The organism is Alsobacter sp., from assembly GCF_059501845.1.
Genome location: NZ_JCACDK010000018.1, coordinates 1750894 through 1769175 on the forward strand (window position 1 = coordinate 1750894; position 18282 = coordinate 1769175).

Genomic DNA, 18282 nt, shown 5'->3' on the forward strand with positions numbered 1-18282 from the left:
ATATTGAGCGAGTGAGGTCCGTCAAGCGCGACCGGGGCAGGGCCAGCTTCAGACGGGGATCAGGGGAGCCGGACGCCGGTGCTCCAACTTCTGCAGAATGTTGCTGTCCGGCGAGAAAAGGGCGTAGAGCGGCAGGATGGCGCCCCCTACCGCTGCAGCATGCCTCCCAATCGTGCCGACCTCGATCGCCGGCGCGAACAGTCCTGCGGGCATGATTGCACCAAACCGCTCATTCACCGCCCGAACTGTGCGCTCAAGAATGGCGCGGGGCAGGATTCCGTCGATCACGATCGCCTCCACGTCGACAACCGCGATCGACCCTACGATCGCCTGTGCCAGTGCATCGGCGCAGTCGTCGATCCACTCGCCCAGATAGGGCTCGGCAGCGTCGCCCAACTCCACAAGATCGTTGGCCCGGTTGATCGCGACGCCGTTGGACCGGAGATGTTTCATGAGCACGTATATCGAGGCGCGCCGCAGGAGGATCTCGAAAGGCCCTTGTGGACGCGGCACGGTCGAAAGGCGCGAGGGTCCTACCGGATAGGGTCCATAGGCAGCCGCGTTGCCGTTCGGCCCCGTCTCCAGATTGCCCTTCAGGATCAGCCCTCCGCCGATGAAGGTGTTGATCGACAAATAGATCCACGTCCTGAACTGGCGACCGCGCCCATAGACGAGCTCTGCCGTGGCCGCTGCGGATGCGTCGTTCTCGAAGAAGACGCGCAGATCAATTCGCTCCTTCAGATGCGCCTTCAGGTCGAAGTTCATCCAGGAGTTGGCGATGGCGGGCGGAAAGCCGAGTTCGTCTGCCCATCCCCCCAGAAAATACGGCATGGCAACGCCGACGCCAACGATACGCTCGCGCAGGGCGGGCGGCAGAGAAGCCGCCAGCGTGTCCACGTAGGACGTCGCGAGCCGGCCGATGCTGCGCGGCTCGGGGTGGTCGTACTCGAAGGATTCGAGCCGCCTCACGCTTCCCGTGAAGTCCACGAGGACCGCGTCCAGCGCCCGCCTGCCGACGTGCAGGCCGATGGCGAATGCCCCGTCCGGAGCAGGGCTGAACATCACCGAGGGCTGGCCGACCAGACCCGTCCTCCGGCCCCTCATCTCGACGAGGCCGGCAGCTTCCAGCCCATCCACGATGCCCGCCACGGCTTGCGGCGTGAGGTGTGCAGACCGGGCCAGATCCGCCTTGGATGCGCTGCCGAGGCGACGCAACGCCTCGAGGACGACGCGCTCGTTGTAGCGTCTCACCTGGACCGAATTGCTGCCCTTGCGTGTCATCGCGGATCCCTGAAGCGGTTCCCCGAAACTGGCTCAGCTCAAGCTCAACATCAGTTTCTGAGCTCGACAATAAATTCATCCAATTGCATTATCAATTGGACTGAAAGGAGCGGGGACGGCAACGGAGGCCGTGTGCTGCTGGCGGGTGAGACCTTTGTCGACACGCAGACCGTAACGCTCGTCAGGACCGGTCCAGGTCCGCGGGCCCGTCATCCGCGAGCGCGCGCCTGATCTTCCGGATCACGGCGCGACGTGCACGCTCGTCGGCGGCCGCGCGGACCGCTTCGTCGATGTCGATCATCAGCCTCGACAGGTCGTTGTGCCAATCGAGCCGGGCCACCTGTTCGGGTGCCATGCGGCGGGGAGCCTCGCTCTCGGCAGCGCCGTCCGGCGTCAGGGCGAAGACGGCGTCGAGCGCGGGGACGACGACCTGTCCGGGTCGGAGGAAGGCCGAAACCCTCCTGCCCAGACCTGCAATGGCCGCCTCCTCGCCATGGACGAGGAACAGGTTCGCCCGTATCGGGAGGCGTCCCTTGACCCAGGCCGTCAGTTCCCCGGCATCGGCATGGCCGGAGTAGAGGTCGAGGGACCGGATGCGGGCGCGCACTTCGATATCCTCGCCCTGGATGCGGACGCGGCTCGCGCCGTCCTGAAGAATGCGCCCCAGGGTGCCCTGCGCCTGGAAGCCCACGAGAAGAACCGTGCCGTCCTTGCGCCAGAGCCAGTCCTTGAGGTGATGCCGGATGCGGCCTGCCTCGCACATGCCGCTCGCCGCCATGATGACATGGAAGCTGCTCACCCGGCCGATGGCCTTGCTCTGCTCGACGGTTTCGGTGAAGCGCACGCGGGGCGAATTCAGGGCAGATACGAGCGCTTTCCCGTTCTCGATGCCATTCGCATGGGCCGCGAACACCTCGCTCGCCCGTGTCGCGAGCGGTGAGTCGATGAAGATCGGTGCGTCGGGAACGTCTCCTTCTTCCATCAGGGCCACGAGATCGAGGAGAAGTTCCTGCGTCCTCTCGACTGCGAAGGCCGGGATCAGAAGCGCCCCGCCATTTCCGTGCCGTGCGGCGATCACCTCGTCGCGCAGCAGGGCACGGCGCCGCCCGGGGTCGACGGTATCTCGCAGCGTGTCACCGTAGGTGGATTCGCAGACGACATAGTCGATGCCGGCGGGCGCCTCGGGATCGAACTGGAGCAGCTTCTGGGCAGGGCCGAGGTCGCCCGAGAACAGCAGGCGCGTCAGCCGGCCCTCGTCCGTCACCTCGAGTTCCACCGAGCAAGACCCGAGGAGGTGGCCGGCGTTCCAGAGCCGGGCGCGCACGCCCGCGCAGGCGTCGAACCACTGCCCCACCTCGTGGCGCCTGAAGACACGCAGGCATGCCTTGGCGTCCTCGGCCGTGTAGATCGGCTCGACGGCGGCGGCCCGGCCTCGGCGGGCATTGCGCCCGTTGAGCTGCATCACCTCCATCTCCTGGATGTGCCCGGAATCCGGCAGCATCACCGAGCACAGGTCCGCAGTGGCCGGCGAGGAATGCAGGGGTCCAGCGAAGCCCTCTTTGAACAGTCTCGGGATCAGCCCGCTGTGATCGATGTGCGCGTGGGTGAGCACCATGGCATCGACGGACGCGGGGCGGAACGGGAACGGCCTGTAGTTCAGCTCCTTTTCCGTCTTCGACCCCTGGAAAAGACCGCAATCCACGAGCAGGCGCGATTGATCCGATTCCAGCAGGAAACAGGACCCGGTGACGCCCTGCGCGGCGCCGTGGAAGTGCAGGCGAAGCATCTCCGGATCCTTCCGTCTTGGTCGTCCGTCAGACGGACGAAACGACACGGGCGAGGCGCGCTCCGACCTCTTTCGCGATGCCGTCGAGCGTGGGATTGCCGATCGCCTGCATGGCGGCAGCCGGGTCGATCGCGGCCACCTCGACGTCGCCGTCGCCGATCTCATGCACCACGACGTTGCACGGCAGCATGACGCCCACCCTGGGTTCGGCGGTGAGCGCCGCGTGCGCGAGTGGCGGATTGCAGGCTCCGAGGATCCGATAGGGCGGCACGTCCTCGCCGAGCTTTGCCTTCAGCGTGGCCTGGATGTCGATGTCGGAGAGCACGCCGAAGCCTTCAGCCTTGAGTGCCTCGACAACCCGCGCGACGACCCGATCAAACGGGCCGTGTACGGTCCGATGGGATGTGTATTCCACGGGAGCCTCCATGCGTGACGCAGCGCATCCTGGCCGTCTCCGGAACGCTTTGCATTGATCGGTCACAAGGTGGGTTGCGGCCGGGCAGGGCCCGAGGCGATCAGCCCGGCGCGCTTCCCGTCAATGAACCGGGGTGCCCGCCGGCGGGATGTTCTGGTTGACGTGGAAGACGTTGTCGGGGTCGTAGACCCGCTTGATGGCGCGCAAACGCTCGAAATTCCCGCCATAGCTGGCCTGCACTCTGGCGGCGCCCTCGTCGTCCATCATGAAGTTGACGTAGGCGCCCTCCCCAGCGTGGGGATGGATGTCGGACCAGTATGCCCTCGCCCAGGTCTTCAGCGCTCCGGCCTTCTGCGGATCGCGATCGACACCGGTGATCACCATCGACCATCCGCCGCCGCGTGCCGACCATGCGGTCTCCCGCGGGCCGACCCGCGCCGCGGCTCCATCGATCGGATAGAGATGCATCAGGGAGAGCTCGCTGGGCGTCCTCGATGCGTGGTCGAGATGAACGGCAATGGCCGCGTCCGTCAGCTCTGATACGAAATCTCCCTTCCAGTACCACTGCAAGCCGGCTGGCAGCAGGCCGTCGAAGAGGCTCTGCAATGCCGGAAACGGCATCATGCTCCGCCAGTCTATGAGGGGCGCCGGCATGGCCGAAATGATCGGCCGCATGGCGTCATGGCCCGCATCCTCCGGACCGTTGAAGCAGGTGAACAGGCCGCAGACGCGCGTTCCCCAATGCTCGCGCGGGAAGGGGTCGGTGGACGGAACGGTCTTCAGGCCAAGGAAGCAGCCAAGTTCCTCCGGCGCCCTGGGGCAAAAGTCACGATAGGCCCTCAGCAGGTCGCCGGCATAGCTCTGGTTCCACAGCACTGGACCGGCGAACACCGTCGAGACGGGATGGGCCCTGAACAGGAAGCTGGTTACCACGCCAAAATTGCCGCCGCCTCCCCGGAGCGCCCAGAACAGGTCGGGATGCGACTGAGAGTTCGCGGTGACAAAGCTGCCATCCGCCAGCACCACATCCGCTTCCAGAAGATTGTCGATCGTGAGCCCATACTGACGGGTCAGATATCCCGTGCCTCCACCAAGCGTCAGCCCCGCGATGCCTGTCGTCGATACGATCCCGGCCGGGACGGCCAGACCGAAGGCATGGGTTGCATGGTCGACGTCGCCCTGTGTGCAGCCGGGGCCCACGCGCACGGTGCGGTCGGCGGGATCGACGCGGACGCCTGTCATTGCTCCGAGGTCGAGGCAGACTCCATCGTCACAACTGCCGAGACCCGGGCCGTTGTGCCCCCCTCCGCGAACCGCGATGTCGAGGCCGTGTTCGCGCCCGAAGCGGACGCCAGCGATCACGTCTGCCACGTCGGCGCAACGGGCGATGAGACGCGGGCGCTTGTCGATCATGCCGTTGTAGAGCTTGCAGCTCCGATCATAGTCGGCTTCGCCGAACTTGATCGTTGTGCCTCTGAATTGTCCGGCAAATTCAGCGATGGCGTCCTTCATGGCGGACCTCCCTTGGTGACCATCGAAAGTTAGGAGCCTTGCCGGGGTGGGTGTATGCTCGCGCGTCCGCCATCCTTGCTCCCCCGTCCGGCGCTCGCCGTGATTTCGGTATGCATATCGCCGCCAAACTCTTTCCGTGCGGAGTTGGCCCATGGACGTGCTCTCGGAAGTGCTTCAGACGGTCAGGCTGAACGGCGCCATTTTCTTCGACATGGTGTTCTTCCCGCCGTGGGTAGGACAGTCCCCGCCGACGGCGTCTATCGCGGGCTCGGTGATGCCGCGCTCCGAGCACGTCATCAACTTCCATGTCCTTCTAGAGGGATCGTGCTGGGCCGAAAGCACCGAGGCGGGAGAGGGACCGGTCCGGCTGTCGGAGGGCGACGCGATCATCTTTCCGCGGGGCGATGCCAACGTTCTGAGTTCGTTGCCGGGCATGCGCGCCGATCCTGACTACGCCCTCTACTACAAGCCCAATGACAGGCAGCTTCCATTCGTGCTGCACCAGACCGGCAGCAGCGGGGCGCGATGCCACTTCGTCTGCGGTTATCTCGGATGCGACGCGCACCCCTTCAACCCGCTGCTCGACGCTTTGCCCCGGGTGCTGCACACCACGTACGACGCATCCCGCAGCATGTGGCTCGGGCTGATCAAGCTGGCCTGCGACGAAAGCAACACGTCGCGCAACGGCGGAGAGACGATCCTGGCCAAGGCAAGCGAGCTGATGTTCGTGGAAGCCGTAAGGCACTATGTCGAGCGTCTTCCGGAGCACTCGGGAGGTTGGCTGAGCGGACTGCGGGATCCGCATGTCGGCAAGGTGCTGCAGATCATTCACAGCCGGCCCAACGAGCACATTCCTCTGGCCGAACTGGCGCGGAGCGTCGGCCTGTCGCGGACGGTCCTGGCGGAACGCTTCGCGCACTTCATCGGGGTCGGACCAACCCACTACGCCTCGCGATGGCGCATGCAGCGCGCCGCCCAGTTGCTGGATCACGCCGGCATCAGCATCGCCCAGGTCGGCGCCGAGGTTGGCTACGAGAGCGAAGCTGCCTTCAACCGCGCGTTCAAGCGCCACGTGGGGCGTCCACCGGGTGAGTGGCGGCGCCATCGCGCACCGGTAAGGTTTCCCATGCAAGCCGAAGAGCTAAGAGCGAGGCAGCCCCCGAGTAACGCACCTGAAGTTTTGGATCACGGCCCGGAGCCGGCGTCGTAATAGTCCCGTTCAAAGCGTCCTGCAGGATGCCAATCGCGCTGACGGGGTGTTCGGGCTGCTCGACGATCCCGTTGAGAGATCAGTTCCTGATCGCCAAATTGTTCTTGTCGAACCGGTGAATGCGATCGGGGTCCGGCTGGAGCTTCACGACATCGCCGGTGACGAACCCGAGTTCTCCCGCGGCACGGACGGTGATCTGTCCGGCATCGCTGTCGACGTAGAAGAACGTGTCGCTGCCGAGATGTTCAGCCAGGGCAATTCGTCCCGGCCAGCCCGGGCCATCCTTTGCCACCTTGATGTGTTCGGGTCGCACCCCGATCGTTGCTGCCTGATACTGCGACGTGGCGGCAGGCTGGGTGATCAGGTTCATCTTGGGAGATCCGATGAACCCGGCGACGAAAGTGTTCGCCGGCCGCTCGTAGAGCTCGAGCGGCGAGCCGAACTGCTCGACCTTGCCGGCGCTGAGCACCACGATCTTGTCCGCCATGGTCATGGCCTCAACCTGGTCGTGGGTCACGTAGACGGCGGTGGTCCCGAGGGTTTTCTGCAGGGTCGCGATCTCCAGCCGCATCTGCACGCGCAAGGCGGCGTCGAGATTGGAGAGCGGCTCGTCGAACAGGAAGGCCTTCGGCTCACGGACGATCGCCCTGCCGATTGCGACGCGCTGCCGCTGGCCACCGGAGAGCTGCCCGGGGCGTCGGTCGAGATATTCAGTCAGGTTGAGCTTGGCTGCAGCGGCCTGTACCTTCGGTGCGATCTGCTCCTTCGACATGCCCGCCATCTTGAGCCCGAAGCCGATGTTCGAGCGCACCGTCATGTGCGGGTAAAGCGCATAGGACTGGAACACCATCGACAGCCCGCGCTGTGCTGGCGGCAGGTTGGACACGTCCACGCCGTCGATCAGGATCCGCCCCGACGAGATGTCTTCAAGACCCGCGATCAGCCGCAGCAGCGTGGACTTTCCACATCCCGAGGGGCCGACGAAGACGACGAACGACTTGTCCTCGATCGTCAGGTCGATGCCTTTGATGATGTCGATCGACCCAAAAGACTTGCGGACGTTCTGGAGGACGATGCTGCCCATGGGGGACCCCTGACTTACTTGACGGCGCCGAAGGTGAGGCCTCGCACGAGCTGCTTCTGGCTGAACCAGCCGAGCACCAGGATCGGCGCGATTGCGAGGGTCGAGGCAGCCGAGAGCTTCGCCCAGAAGAGGCCTTCCGGGCTCGAGTAGGAGGCGATGAAAGCCGTAAGAGGCGCTGCGTTCGACGTCGTCAGGACCAGCGTCCAGAACGCCTCGTTCCACGCCAGGATAAAATTGAGCAGAAGAGTTGAAGCGATCCCGGGTATCGCCATCGGGGTGAGGACGTAGATCAGCTCCTTGCCGATCGTCGCCCCGTCCATCCGCGCCGCCTCGAGAATGTCCTTCGGAATTTCCTTGAAGTAAGTGAACAGCATCCACACCACGATGGGGAGGTTGCCGAGGCACAGGAGTCCGACCAGGCCGGTTCGCGTGTCGAGCAGTCCCCAGTCGCGGAAAAAGAGGTAGATGGGAACCATGACGCCGACCGGCGGCATCATCTTGGTGGACAACATCCACAGGAGGGTACCCCGCGTGCGCTTGCTGGGCGCGAAAGCCATGGCCCACGCTGCGGGAACGGCGATGAACAGCGCCAGAAGGACCGAGCCGCCCGCGATGATGATCGAATTCATCGCGTGGTGGAGATAGTCGCTCCGCTCCTGGACGATCCCGTAGTTCTCGGTAGTCCATTGGAAGAAGAGGAACTTCGGAGGAAGCGAAAACGCCTCCAGTTCCGTCTTGAAGCTCGTGAGAACCATCCAGATGATGGGAAACGAGATCACCAGACCGACGAGCCAGGCTGCGACGGTGACGACCGCTTGCCGGGCCGGAGTGACTGCGCGGGCCATGCTCAGGCGTCCAGGTTCTTGCCGACGAGTCGGACGAGGAAAAACGCGACGACATTGGCCAGGATGACGGCCACGAGGCCGCCAGCAGACGCGGCCCCGATGTCGTATTGCTTCAGCGCTGCCGAATAGATGAGGAAGGCGAGATTGTTTGTTCGCTCACCGCCGCCCGTCGTCACGTAGATTTCGGCGAAAACCGTCAGAAGAAAGATCGTCTCGATGAGAATGACCACGGTGATCGGCCGAGCAAGATGCGGCAGAACGATGTAGACGAACTTCGAGAAGGCGGGCGCACCGTCCATCTCGGCTGCTTCCAGTTGTTCGCCGTCGAGTGACTGAAGCGCGGTCAGCAAGATCAACGAAGCAAAGGGCAGCCACTGCCATGCGATGATCAGAATGATGGCGAGCAGCGGGACATCGGTGAACCAATCGATCGGCTGCAGCCCCAGCGACGTCGCGATCCACGCGAAGAACCCCGATACGGGGTGCATCAGGAGGTTCTTCCATACCAGCGCACTCACGGTCGGCATCACGAAGAACGGGGAGATGACGAGGAGACGCACGAAGTTGAGGCCGACGACGGCCTGGTCCATCAGCAACGCCACAAGAGTGCCGAGCACCGTCGTGATGAGGAGGACTGATCCGACGATGACGAGGGTGTTGACGAGGGAGCGGACGAAGGCGGGATCGGTGAGGAAGTAGGTGAAATTGCCAAAACCAGCAAAGCTGGTCGTGCCGGCATCGAGCAGATTGTAATTCAGGAACGAAAAGTAAATTGTAGCAAGAAGCGGGACTATTGAAATTAGAAGAAGCAACGCAACGGCAGGAGATACGAGAAAGCGGCCGAGTGTCTGTGTCTGCTGCGTTGCCAAGAGCTCGTCCTCCACAATTCCTTCGTCCCACCGGCGAACAAGATTCTGAAAATGGGTTTCGGCTCTCCCGAGTTGGACAAGGCATGAGGCACGGCGCTCATGCTCCCGTCGGCCATGACCGGAGATCAACGTGGACGGTCAAGAGCGGTTTCAGAGACCCATCCGGCTTTGAGGCCGGATGGGCAGTTCGTCAACGCGCTGTCTGCGCGCGTGGGAGGACCTACTTGATGTAGCCGGCCCGCTTCATGTCGCGTTCGACCGCGGTCTGAGCATCCGCAAGTGCGCCATCAACGGTCGAGGATCCGGCCAGCGCTGCCGAGAAGAACTGGCCGACCTTCGTGCCCAGCCCCTGGAACTCGGGTATGGCGACGAACTGCACGCCGACATAAGGCACCGGCTTGACTGTCGGATGGTTCGGATCAGCCGAGTTGATCGAGTCCAGCGTCAGCTTGGCGAAAGGAGCCGCCTCGGTGTACTTGGGATTGGCGTACAGCGACTTGCGCGTGCCGGGAGGCACCTGCGCCCATCCCTCCTTCGAGGCGACCAACTCCGCATACTGCTTGTTCGTGGCCCATGCGATGAACTTCTCTGCCGCATCGGCCTTCTTGGTGCCTGCCGGCACCGCGAGCGACCACGCCCAGAGCCAGTTCGCATTCTTCCCGAGGCCCTTGTTGGGAGCGAGCGCGAAGCCGACCTTGTCGGCCACCTTCGAGTCCTTCGGGTTGGTCACGAAGCCGGCTGCCACGGTGGCGTCGATCCACATCCCGCACTTGCCGGAGTTGAACAGTGCGAGGTTCTCGTTGAAGCCGTTCGAGCTCGCGCCGGGAGGGCCGGCCTCCTTCATCAGATTGACGTAGGTGGTGAGGGTGTCCTTCCACTCCGGGCTGTTGAACTGCGGCTGCCACTTCTCGTCGAACCAGCGCGCGCCGAACGAATTCGACATGGCCGTCAGGAAGGCCATGTTCTCGCCCCAGCCCGCCTTGCCGCGAAGGCAGATGCCGTAGGTGCCGCTGGCCTTGTCGTTGAGCTTCTTCGCGGCGTCGATCACGAAGTCCCAGGTCGGGGCCTCCGGCATCTTCAGGCCGGCTTTCTCGAACAGGTCGGTCCGGTACATGATCATCGAGCTCTCGCCGTAAAACGGCGCTGCATAGAGCTTGCCGTCGACGGAGAGGCCCGAGCGGATGGCCGGGAGCAGGTCGTCGACGTCGTAGTCGGCGCCGAGCTTGTCGAGTGGAACGAGCCAGTTCTTCTTGGCCCAGATCGGAACTTCGTACGTTCCGATCGTCAGGACGTCGTACTGGCCGCCCTTGGTCGAAATGTCGACCGTCACCTTCTCGCGAAGGACGTTCTCCTCCAGCGTTACCCACTTCACGTCGATACCGGGATTTGCCTTGGTGAACTCACCGGTCAGTCCCTGCATCCGGATCATGTCACCATTGTTGACGGTGGCGATCGTGAGGGTCTCGGCTGAAGCGGCTGATGCGGCGACAATGCACGCGGTGCCCAAAAGGGCAGACATGATCCGGTTCATAGGTTTCCTCCGACATGAGTTAGAACTCTCATGTTGAACGTACGCTCACACCGTCTTCCCGGCCTGTCAACGACGGAGGAAGCCGCTGCCGGCCGGCCGAAAGTGGTCGAACCCGAAACCATTCCGGTCTCCACCCGGCCGGACAAGGCAAGGCAGATCCTGGAAGCTACAGATGCCTTGTCGAGACGAGAGGCGAACGCGGCGGCCCTTTCCGACTACCATGTAGCCCCGCTTCGCGCTGCGTCGGGTTGCCGCGCGCACCTTCCACGTCTGCGAAGTGTCCTGCGAGCCAGTCGTCGGCTACGTTCCGGTGGCTGGCACCGAGCGCTGCGCCGTCGGTGCCGTAAAGCGTGGATCTGTCATCGAGCACGGCTTTGCGATCGCAAATCCCATGCCCGGGCCTGCCGCGGCGGCGACACACAGCCTCGAAAGTCCGCTCAGGATCGCCTGCTTACTTCGGGATCAAGGGAGCGAGCACGGGAGCCATGAGCACCTCGAGCAACCCCAACGCACCAGCGTCGCGCCTCGTCCAGGCAAACGGCGCCGGTCAGCTGGCTGATTGCCCTGACGGAACTCGGCGGGAACACGCCGGCGGTAGAGGTAGACGCCCGTCTTGGCGTACTTGATCGGCCTGGCAAGGAAAGGACCATGTGTACCACCCCTGTGGACCAAGGGGGCGCTCACCGCCACCCGGCCATAGTGCGCCGTTCGGGCCGTCATGCCAGAGAGGATCAGCTGATCGCGCCAGCGGAAGGCATCGTCACGTGTAACGAGGCGCGGGTCGCGGTGCCCTATGAAGTCGCAGAAGGCATTGTCTTGCGCCGTCGCGGTCGTGCCGCACCTAGCGCTTGATGCGATGGCGCCAGATGCCGAGCACGACGTTGGCGGTCCCGATGGCCAGCAGGACCCACATGGTGCCCGTCGCGCCCGCTGAGACGCCTTCGAGCTTGGACGGGTCGAGGCGGCCAGCAAGGACTTCAGCACTCAGCCGGGCCTCATCCTGGAGCGGGGCCATCGCATGCAGGCCGCCCGCGAAGAGCGGAATGCCAGAAGCCGCCTTGATCAGGGCCCAGCCGGCGCTGCGGTATGCAGGAACGATGGCCATGGACACGAGGCTTGGAACGAGCGTCAGCAAGAATGAGGGGAAAAAGATCCAGTTCGCGATGAGGCCCATCGCGCCACAGATGAGCCCGTAACTTGCCACCGAACTCGGTGGAGGCACGACGCTTTCCAACACGAGAAGGCACGCGAGCGAGCCGATGAAGCCGATCGCGCCCATCGTGTGGAGGAATTTGAGTAGCCGCTGCAAATTGTTCCGAGAGGTGTTGTGCTCGATCATCTGAGGCTAGAGCAGGCTTCAACCCTTGTGTATCGCGAATTCGAACGCCAGCGCGCTGGCGATCCAAGATCCCTGCCAGAGACGAGCGCTGTACCAAGCGCGTGGGGAAGAGCGGCGAAGGCGACGATGTCCGGATCACCCCCCGCCAGTGCCGGATGGTCAAAGCGTGCCAGGCCGACGAAGTGCTCATCGAACAACCCGGTCTTCACGGCTGCTTCGGGCGGGACCGGAAAGACTCCCAGCGCGATGTCGACCTCGCCGCGTGCGAGCATCCGGTCGACCTCGTCCTTATCGTACCCGACCACGTGGAGGTCGGCTCCGGGAGCCTCGGTCCGGAGGTCTGCGACCAAGTCCGGCAGGAGCACATGGGCGATGTAGTCAGTCGCCGCAACCGTGAAGGTCTGGGCTGCGCCACGCGGGTCGAAAGCCAGTTCGGCGCCGAGGGTGGCGCGAAGGTCCCCCAGGGCCGCCATGATCCCCGGCGCGAGAAGCAGGGCCCGGGGCGTTGGCTGCATCGCGCCCGCGGACCGGACGAAGAGCTCGTCGCCGAACAGCACGCGAAGCCTGCGCAGCGCGTCGCTCGTCGCCGGTTGCGACAGCCCCAGTCGCCGGGCCGCACCAGTAACGGACCGCTCGGCGAGAAGCGCCTCCAAGGCGATGAGGAGATTGAGGTCGTTCCGGGTCAGATCCATCAGGAATTCGGATAAACATTATCCAGACCACCGATTAGCATCCTGGGGTGTCACACCCAAGTCTACGGGCAACCGAGAGGAGGTTGGCCCATGGAGATGCCGCAGCGGAGACCGATTTTCACGATCGCTTTTTGTTCACGGGCCATAACTTGACAGACCAGTTCTGACCCTGAGCGAAGGTCCCCCAGGTCCGCTGTCGTAATCCGAAGTTAGGCCATCGCGCGAAGCGTAAGGTCAGCGCGGCCTCGGGTGATCTCTCTATGGCCGTTTTCTTGGGCCGTTGCGTGCCGAAGGCGCTGGCCAACGTCATCTGGCCGAGCGAAAATCGAGGGCCAATCTACTCGCTACAGGCTGGATAGGGGCATGGTTCGCTTGGCCGTGACCTCTATCTCGATCTTCATCCTGGGATCCAGGAGACCGGCCACGATCATTGTGGCGGCCGGCAAGGCCTCCCCCAGCCGCCGCCGCAGAACGGGCCAGCACGCCGGGAAGTCCGATGCGACGGGCAGGATGTATCGGACCCGAACGACGTCACTGAGAGTCGCGCCCGCCTCACGGAGAGCAGCCTCGATATTCAAGAACGTCTGCTCTGCCTGCGCCGCAACGTCGTCCTCGATCATCATGGTCTCGTAGTCGAACCCCGTCGTGCCGGAGACGAAGATCCAGTCCCCGTCCACCACGGCTCTGGAGTAGCCGATTTCCGCCTCGAAGCGGGATCCTGAAGAGATGAGTCGTCTCATAATTGATCTCCCGTTGTCTGGGCCGCATCAGCTCTTTCCGGCGTAGCTCCAGCGGTAGTGCGGCTCCCGCTCGCCGCGCGCGAAGCGGATCGCGTCGACCGTGTCCACCATCAGCGAAACCATGTTTGTGGCAAGCAGCAGCAGGAGCCATCGGGCGAGCGCCGGGTCGGTGCAGATCGTGTCGATCCGGGTCGCCATCCAGGCGAACATGGGAAGCCAGAGCACGTGAGTCGTACCCAGCACGCGCGTGAAGCCGATGCGCCCGTAGAGGACGGTCTGGGCGAGGACGGCGGCCAGCGTCACCGCGAGAACCACCTGCGCCTCGATATGCGCGATGAAGAAGAGGCAGGCGAGGTTTACGGCGACTAGCCACACGCACCAGAGGCGCGGGATGAGGCGGAACCGCAGGAATACCACGCCGAAGATTTCCAGGATCGAAATCAGAAACCGCGTCATCGTTCACTCCGTCTGCGCCGGCCAATCCAGCGGGGGTGAACTCGTAGCCGCCTTGAGATCGGATCTCGTACTGCGGCGGACGCAGGAATGAACTACGCTTGGCGTAGTTGACGGGAGAAGACGCGCGGCAGGAGAATTCCCCTATGCGGCGCTATGGACAGTTCTGCCCCATCGCGAAGTCGGCCGAGATCATCGGCGATCCCTGGTCGATCCTGATCGTGCGGGAGCTCCTGCTCGGGAGCAACCGCTTCAACGCCTTGCAGCGAGGGCTTCCCCGCATCTCGCCGACGGTCCTGAATACCCGCCTCAAGGAGCTGGAACACCGGGGCGTGATCGTCAGGCGCCCGCTGAACGGCCAGCGCGGTCACGCCTATCACCTCACGCCCGCGGGACGCGAACTGTCGACCATTGTCGAAGCTCTGGCCGTGTGGGGCATGCGGTGGGCACGCGACGAAATGGAACCTGAGGATGTGGACGTGTCCTTCCTCATGTTTGATGTGCAGCGCCGCATTGACCGATCTGCCATGCCGGATGGCGAGACGGTGCTGTGCTTCCAGTTTCCCGACTTGAGCAACAGGCAGTTCAGGCAGTGGTGGGTGATCATCGGCGAGGATGACGTGGACCTCTGCTACGAGAATCCCGGCAAGGATGTCGACTGCTACATCACGGCGTCTGCACGGGAGATGATAAAGATCTGGATGGGCGACATCGCACTGCATGGAGCCATGAGAGATGGAATTGTCCAGCTCTCGGGAGACCGTCAGCTCTGCCGTACATTTCCTAAATGGTTCGCGCTGTCTGGCGCGGCGAAGATCGTCAGGCCCACCTCAGCGGAGAGGTCAGGGCTGGACTACACCTGAGCACTGTAACCCTCGCATCCCCACTGCTTCGGTCTGGGAGCAGCGCGCTCCGGCCCAGACACTCGCGTTCCGCCGGAGGCTGGCGGCGTCAGGCATGCCGGAGGCGCTCCGAGGTGCGCTGGCAGAAGCCAAGGACTGCTGCGAGGAGGGCCGGAAGCGTTCCCAAGCCCACTTGCGGGCGGTAACGGCAGCGGAGGCCGGCTGGTCCTCGCGCAGTCCGATATCGGCGGGGCGCGAAGCGGACGCAGGCGCATGAGTTCCGATCCTGCACGAGTCGCGCAACTTTCTGGCCCTGCCCGCGTCCCGAGTCGAAAGTGCGGGACAATGAACGAGTCACTCGGCCACCTGGGAGCCTTCCTCGGAGTGGCCGGTGCGCTGCCCTATGTGGCGGGCAACATGCGCGGCCGCGTGCGCCCGCACCTCTTTACATGGCTGGTCTGGGCGTTGGTGGCGGCCGTCAACGCGGCGGGTCAAATTGGGGAAGCGGCTGAACCCGGAGCCTGGATAACGCGGGGCGGAATTCAAGGTGCATCAGTCCTTGCCGAACGACCGAAGTGCATCGTTTCCAGCGATGACCCGCCCAAGCAGTGTTCTCAACAGGATGCGCTCGTCCTCCGAGAGGGACGTCATCACACCGTCCTGCGCGGCTTGCGCGAGCGGTCGCAGGCGTGATCGGGTCTCCGCACCAGCAACCGTCAGCGAAAGTCCTTCGCTATCTGCGTTTCTACGTCGCTCCAGAAGTCCACGAGCGACAAGGTCTTGGACCAGTCGGCCCACTCTTTCCTCGGGTAAGCCGAGCCAATGGGCAATTTCACATTCGCCAAGGCCAGGCCTGTCCTCGCATGTGGCCAGCACAGGCGCCTCCAGATAATCTAGTCCGACTTCCTGTTCAGCCTGTCGGATCGCGTCGTACACCACGTCAAAGAAGCGACGAGCCAAGTGGATTTCCTGATCCCGATGTGTGTTCGGAAGCGAATTCGCAGGGGCGGCACGTGGGACCGCCCGAAAGATCGTCACTGGCTCCGGGATGTTCTTGAGGTACCTAGGTCCCTGCTCCTCGAACTCGACGGAAGATCCAACACGGACCATCTCATGCACTAGCCCGGAGAGGTGCACGGTGCCCTCGCGGGCTGTCGCCTGGATCCGCGCGGCGATGTTGACAGCATCACCGAGCAGGTCTCCTTCCCTCTCTTCCACTTCGCCCGCATGCAGGCCCATCCTGAAATTGGCGCGACGGTCCTCGATCAGCTGCGCGTTCACCTCAAGCGCACGCTCCTGAATCTGGAGGGCGCAAGCAAGGCCATTAGTTGCGGTGGGGAAGGCAGCCAAGATGCTGTCGCCTGCCGTGTTTGCAACCGCGCCCCGGTGTTGCGCGATCAAGTTGAAGGCGAGATCCCGAAGGACGCGCATTATTCTCAGCGTCGCGGGTTCGTCCGCGCGCATCAGCCGGGAATATCCAGCGATGTCCATGTGAAGCACAGCCACGATCCGCCGCTCGCCAAGGCTCATGGGGTTTTCCGCACTCCGGACTGCCGTTCACTTTGGATTGAGACGGGAGAAACGTCACGAGAATACCTAACACCTAGCGCCGCGGCATAAGCTCCGGAAGCTGCTTGCTCTGCTCGGCGTTGTTTCGTTGTCCGCTTCTAACCACAGTGGACGAGTCCGCTCCTGGCGCTAGGCGGAATTGAACGAAAGATTCTGACCCAAGGCTGACCACGGCAAGGTCTGCTACCGAGCAGCCGGATGACAATGTGCGTGCTGGAGCCGACCAAGTCAGCCGAGGCGCGTGCTTGAGTTCGAACCGCAACTCCAGTGCCACGCTTCACCGTGAACGTTCGATCTGTTTAGCGTATCCATCTTCAACGCACTCCCCGACGGTTTCGGTGAGGCGCTGGATCAGCCGGCCGCCCTGTCGGGCGAGGCGGCGCGGCGCGACATCGTCGCCGACAGCGGCGGCGTGAAGTCACATGCCTTCTGCCCCGGATGCGGGTCCCCCGTGTTCCTGACCTTCGCGGCAATGCCCGACGTCTTCACCGTGCATGCCGCGAGCCTGGACGACCCGGAACGCTACAAGCCGCAGGCTATACGGCCAGCGGCCATGCATGGGACAGGGTGGATCCCTCCCTTCCCGCATTCGAGCGGATGCCGCCTGCCTGATTCACATCGGATTGGAGGAGCGGCGAGCAGACCTCGTGAAGGTCCACCTTGGGTCAAGTTCGGGCGGATCAGCGGTTCAAACAGAAGGTTTCAGTTGGGTCAACTCTGCGCCGCGTGGTCTAGCACCAGCGGGCGTCCACCTCGGACAATGCCTCGTCGAAGACCCCCATCGCGAAGTCGATTTCGCCTTCCGTGATCGTGAAGGGCGGGCCGATCTTGATCGTGTTGGGAACGAAGCCGCCGAGGAAGAGGCCTCGCTTCGCGCATTCCCGCGCGACAAGATTGTTTGGCTCCTCAGCGATCGCGCCCGTGAAGCCGGAATACCTGTCCTCGCGGACGATAGGGAGATGGTCCCGGTCCACGAGGTCCACCGCGAAATAGAGGCCGTGGCCGGCGATGCGTCCGATGCAGGGATGCTTGCTCCGCAGGGTCTCGAGCCTGGCTTGGAGGTAGGCGCTGCGCCGCCGCACTATCGACAGGATGTCGACCTCGAGCATGAATTCGAGGTTGCCGACGACGGTGGCGCAGACGAGCGGATGGCCGTCCCAGGTGCTGCCGCTCCACCAGCGCGCGCTGTCGAAGAACTCCGCGATCGGCTTGCTGGCCACGATCCCTCCTGCCGGAAGGGCCGAGCCGTTGATGCTCTTGCCTACGGTCATGAGGTCGGGAGTCATGCCGGGCTGGAGCTGGTAGCCGAACCACTCGCCCAGCCGCCCGAACCCGCACAGGACCTCGTCGTCGATCCAGAGGAACCCATGCTTGAGGCTGAGCTCGCGCAATTCTCGCGCGTAGTCGGGATGCGGGGAAAGCCCGCCGGCGCCGAACATGGGCTCGGTGATCACTGCTGCGATGTTCTGCGGCCCGACCGCCCTGATGATGTGCTCTGTCGCCTCCAGCGAGGGTAGGCTGCCATTGCTCCTGAAGTCCTCGAACTCCGGCGGCGGGATTGGGATGAAGCCGGCGACCGGAAAGCCAGGCACGTCGCGGATCTCCCGGCCTCCGCCCGGCGGAGTCACATTGTTGCGGTATCCCCTGAGAAGGGATGCGCCCACGGTGACCCCGTGGAAGGAGTGGGCCTGCGTGAGAATGACCTGCCTGCCCGTGTAGAGCCGCGCCATGGAGATGGCGACGTCCACCGCCTCCGTCCCCGAGGTGAGCAGCCGGAAACGGCCGGCCCAGCCCCCGTCGCCGCCCAGAATGTCCTCGATGATCAGCTTGGCGGCCCTGGCCCGGTACTCGTTGGCCATCCCGAAATAGACGTGGCCGTACCGTTCCATGGCCTTGCGCAGCGCGTCGAAGGCGCCGGGATGGCGATGTCCCATGCTGTCGGAGATCAACTGGCTCTGGAAATCGAGGAGCCGCCGGCCGTCGGACATCGTGAAATAATTGCCGTCCATGGATTCGACGGCATCGAATCTGTAGTCGTCGCGACCCTGGACGTTGTGCAGGTAGTACTTGCGGTCCCAGTGCTCGATGTCGGCCCAGTTCACCATGGCAGACCT

Annotated in this window: 16 protein-coding genes and 1 pseudogene; 3 read left to right on the plus strand and 14 right to left on the minus strand. The window is 63.8% G+C overall.

Annotation, left to right across the window (positions count from 1 at the left end):
• Positions 1–48: 48 nt before the first annotated feature.
• The 4 genes from AC5JCN_RS23145 to AC5JCN_RS23160 form a co-directional block, all read right to left on the minus strand.
• The gene (locus AC5JCN_RS23145; RefSeq protein WP_495757446.1) at positions 49–1281 is read right to left on the minus strand and encodes an ROK family protein; all 1233 of its coding nucleotides are present in this window, start codon (positions 1279–1281) and stop codon (positions 49–51) included.
• Between the two features lie 181 nt (positions 1282–1462).
• Complete coding sequence (locus AC5JCN_RS23150; protein ID WP_495757447.1) at positions 1463–3067, minus strand: MBL fold metallo-hydrolase; 1605 nt, start codon at positions 3065–3067, stop codon at positions 1463–1465.
• Between the two features lie 28 nt (positions 3068–3095).
• Entirely contained in the window at positions 3096–3482 is a 387-nt protein-coding gene (locus AC5JCN_RS23155; protein ID WP_495757448.1) for a DUF302 domain-containing protein, read from the minus strand.
• A 120-nt stretch (positions 3483–3602) separates the two neighbouring features.
• Positions 3603–4994 carry an FAD-binding oxidoreductase gene (locus AC5JCN_RS23160; RefSeq protein WP_495757449.1) on the minus strand — a complete coding sequence of 464 codons (1392 nt, stop codon included), beginning with the start codon at positions 4992–4994 and terminating at the stop codon, positions 3603–3605.
• Positions 4995–5145: 151 nt separating this feature from the next.
• Between AC5JCN_RS23160 and AC5JCN_RS23165 the strand changes: the two genes are divergently transcribed.
• Positions 5146–6204, plus strand: a complete 1059-nt coding sequence (locus tag AC5JCN_RS23165) for an AraC family transcriptional regulator (protein WP_495757450.1) — start codon at positions 5146–5148, stop codon at positions 6202–6204.
• Between the two features lie 79 nt (positions 6205–6283).
• On the opposite strand, the gene AC5JCN_RS23170 is transcribed toward AC5JCN_RS23165, so the two are convergent.
• The 8 genes from AC5JCN_RS23170 to AC5JCN_RS23205 form a co-directional block, all read right to left on the minus strand.
• Entirely contained in the window at positions 6284–7288 is a 1005-nt protein-coding gene (locus AC5JCN_RS23170) for an ABC transporter ATP-binding protein (RefSeq protein WP_495757451.1), read from the minus strand.
• 14 nt (positions 7289–7302) lie between these two features.
• The gene (locus AC5JCN_RS23175; RefSeq protein ID WP_495757452.1) at positions 7303–8133 is read right to left on the minus strand and encodes a carbohydrate ABC transporter permease; all 831 of its coding nucleotides are present in this window, start codon (positions 8131–8133) and stop codon (positions 7303–7305) included.
• A 2-nt stretch (positions 8134–8135) separates the two neighbouring features.
• Entirely contained in the window at positions 8136–9002 is an 867-nt protein-coding gene (locus AC5JCN_RS23180; RefSeq protein ID WP_495757707.1) for a carbohydrate ABC transporter permease, read from the minus strand.
• A gap of 220 nt (positions 9003–9222) precedes the next feature.
• Positions 9223–10521, minus strand: coding sequence for an ABC transporter substrate-binding protein (locus AC5JCN_RS23185; RefSeq protein WP_495757453.1), 1299 nt, complete (start codon positions 10519–10521; stop codon positions 9223–9225).
• Between the two features lie 853 nt (positions 10522–11374).
• Positions 11375–11872: a hypothetical protein gene (locus tag AC5JCN_RS23190; protein ID WP_495757454.1), complete on the minus strand. Its 498-nt coding sequence runs from the start codon at positions 11870–11872 to the stop codon at positions 11375–11377.
• Positions 11869–12564 carry a LysR family transcriptional regulator gene (locus tag AC5JCN_RS23195; RefSeq protein ID WP_495757455.1) on the minus strand — a complete coding sequence of 232 codons (696 nt, stop codon included), beginning with the start codon at positions 12562–12564 and terminating at the stop codon, positions 11869–11871. Before AC5JCN_RS23195 ends, AC5JCN_RS23190 begins: the two co-directional genes overlap by 4 nt.
• A 344-nt stretch (positions 12565–12908) precedes the next feature.
• On the minus strand, positions 12909–13307 hold the full coding sequence (locus AC5JCN_RS23200) for a RidA family protein (protein WP_495757708.1): 399 nt from the start codon (positions 13305–13307) through the stop codon (positions 12909–12911).
• Positions 13308–13331: 24 nt separating this feature from the next.
• Positions 13332–13760 (minus strand): hypothetical protein, encoded by a 429-nt coding sequence (locus AC5JCN_RS23205; protein WP_495757456.1) that lies wholly within the window; start codon positions 13758–13760, stop codon positions 13332–13334.
• A 143-nt stretch (positions 13761–13903) separates the two neighbouring features.
• Between AC5JCN_RS23205 and AC5JCN_RS23210 the strand changes: the two genes are divergently transcribed.
• Positions 13904–14620 carry a winged helix-turn-helix transcriptional regulator gene (locus tag AC5JCN_RS23210; protein ID WP_495757457.1) on the plus strand — a complete coding sequence of 239 codons (717 nt, stop codon included), beginning with the start codon at positions 13904–13906 and terminating at the stop codon, positions 14618–14620.
• A 531-nt stretch (positions 14621–15151) separates the two neighbouring features.
• Here AC5JCN_RS23210 and AC5JCN_RS23215 read toward each other — a convergent pair.
• On the minus strand, positions 15152–16129 hold the full coding sequence (locus AC5JCN_RS23215) for an adenylate/guanylate cyclase domain-containing protein (RefSeq protein ID WP_495757458.1): 978 nt from the start codon (positions 16127–16129) through the stop codon (positions 15152–15154).
• 400 nt (positions 16130–16529) lie between these two features.
• Between AC5JCN_RS23215 and AC5JCN_RS23220 the strand changes: the two are divergent.
• Positions 16530–16780: pseudogene (locus tag AC5JCN_RS23220) on the plus strand (GFA family protein); the annotation flags it as partial.
• Between the two features lie 119 nt (positions 16781–16899).
• Here the strand turns inward: AC5JCN_RS23220 and AC5JCN_RS23225 are convergent.
• Entirely contained in the window at positions 16900–18273 is a 1374-nt protein-coding gene (locus AC5JCN_RS23225) for a class-III pyridoxal-phosphate-dependent aminotransferase (RefSeq protein WP_495757459.1), read from the minus strand.
• Between the last annotated feature and the right edge of the window lie 9 nt (positions 18274–18282).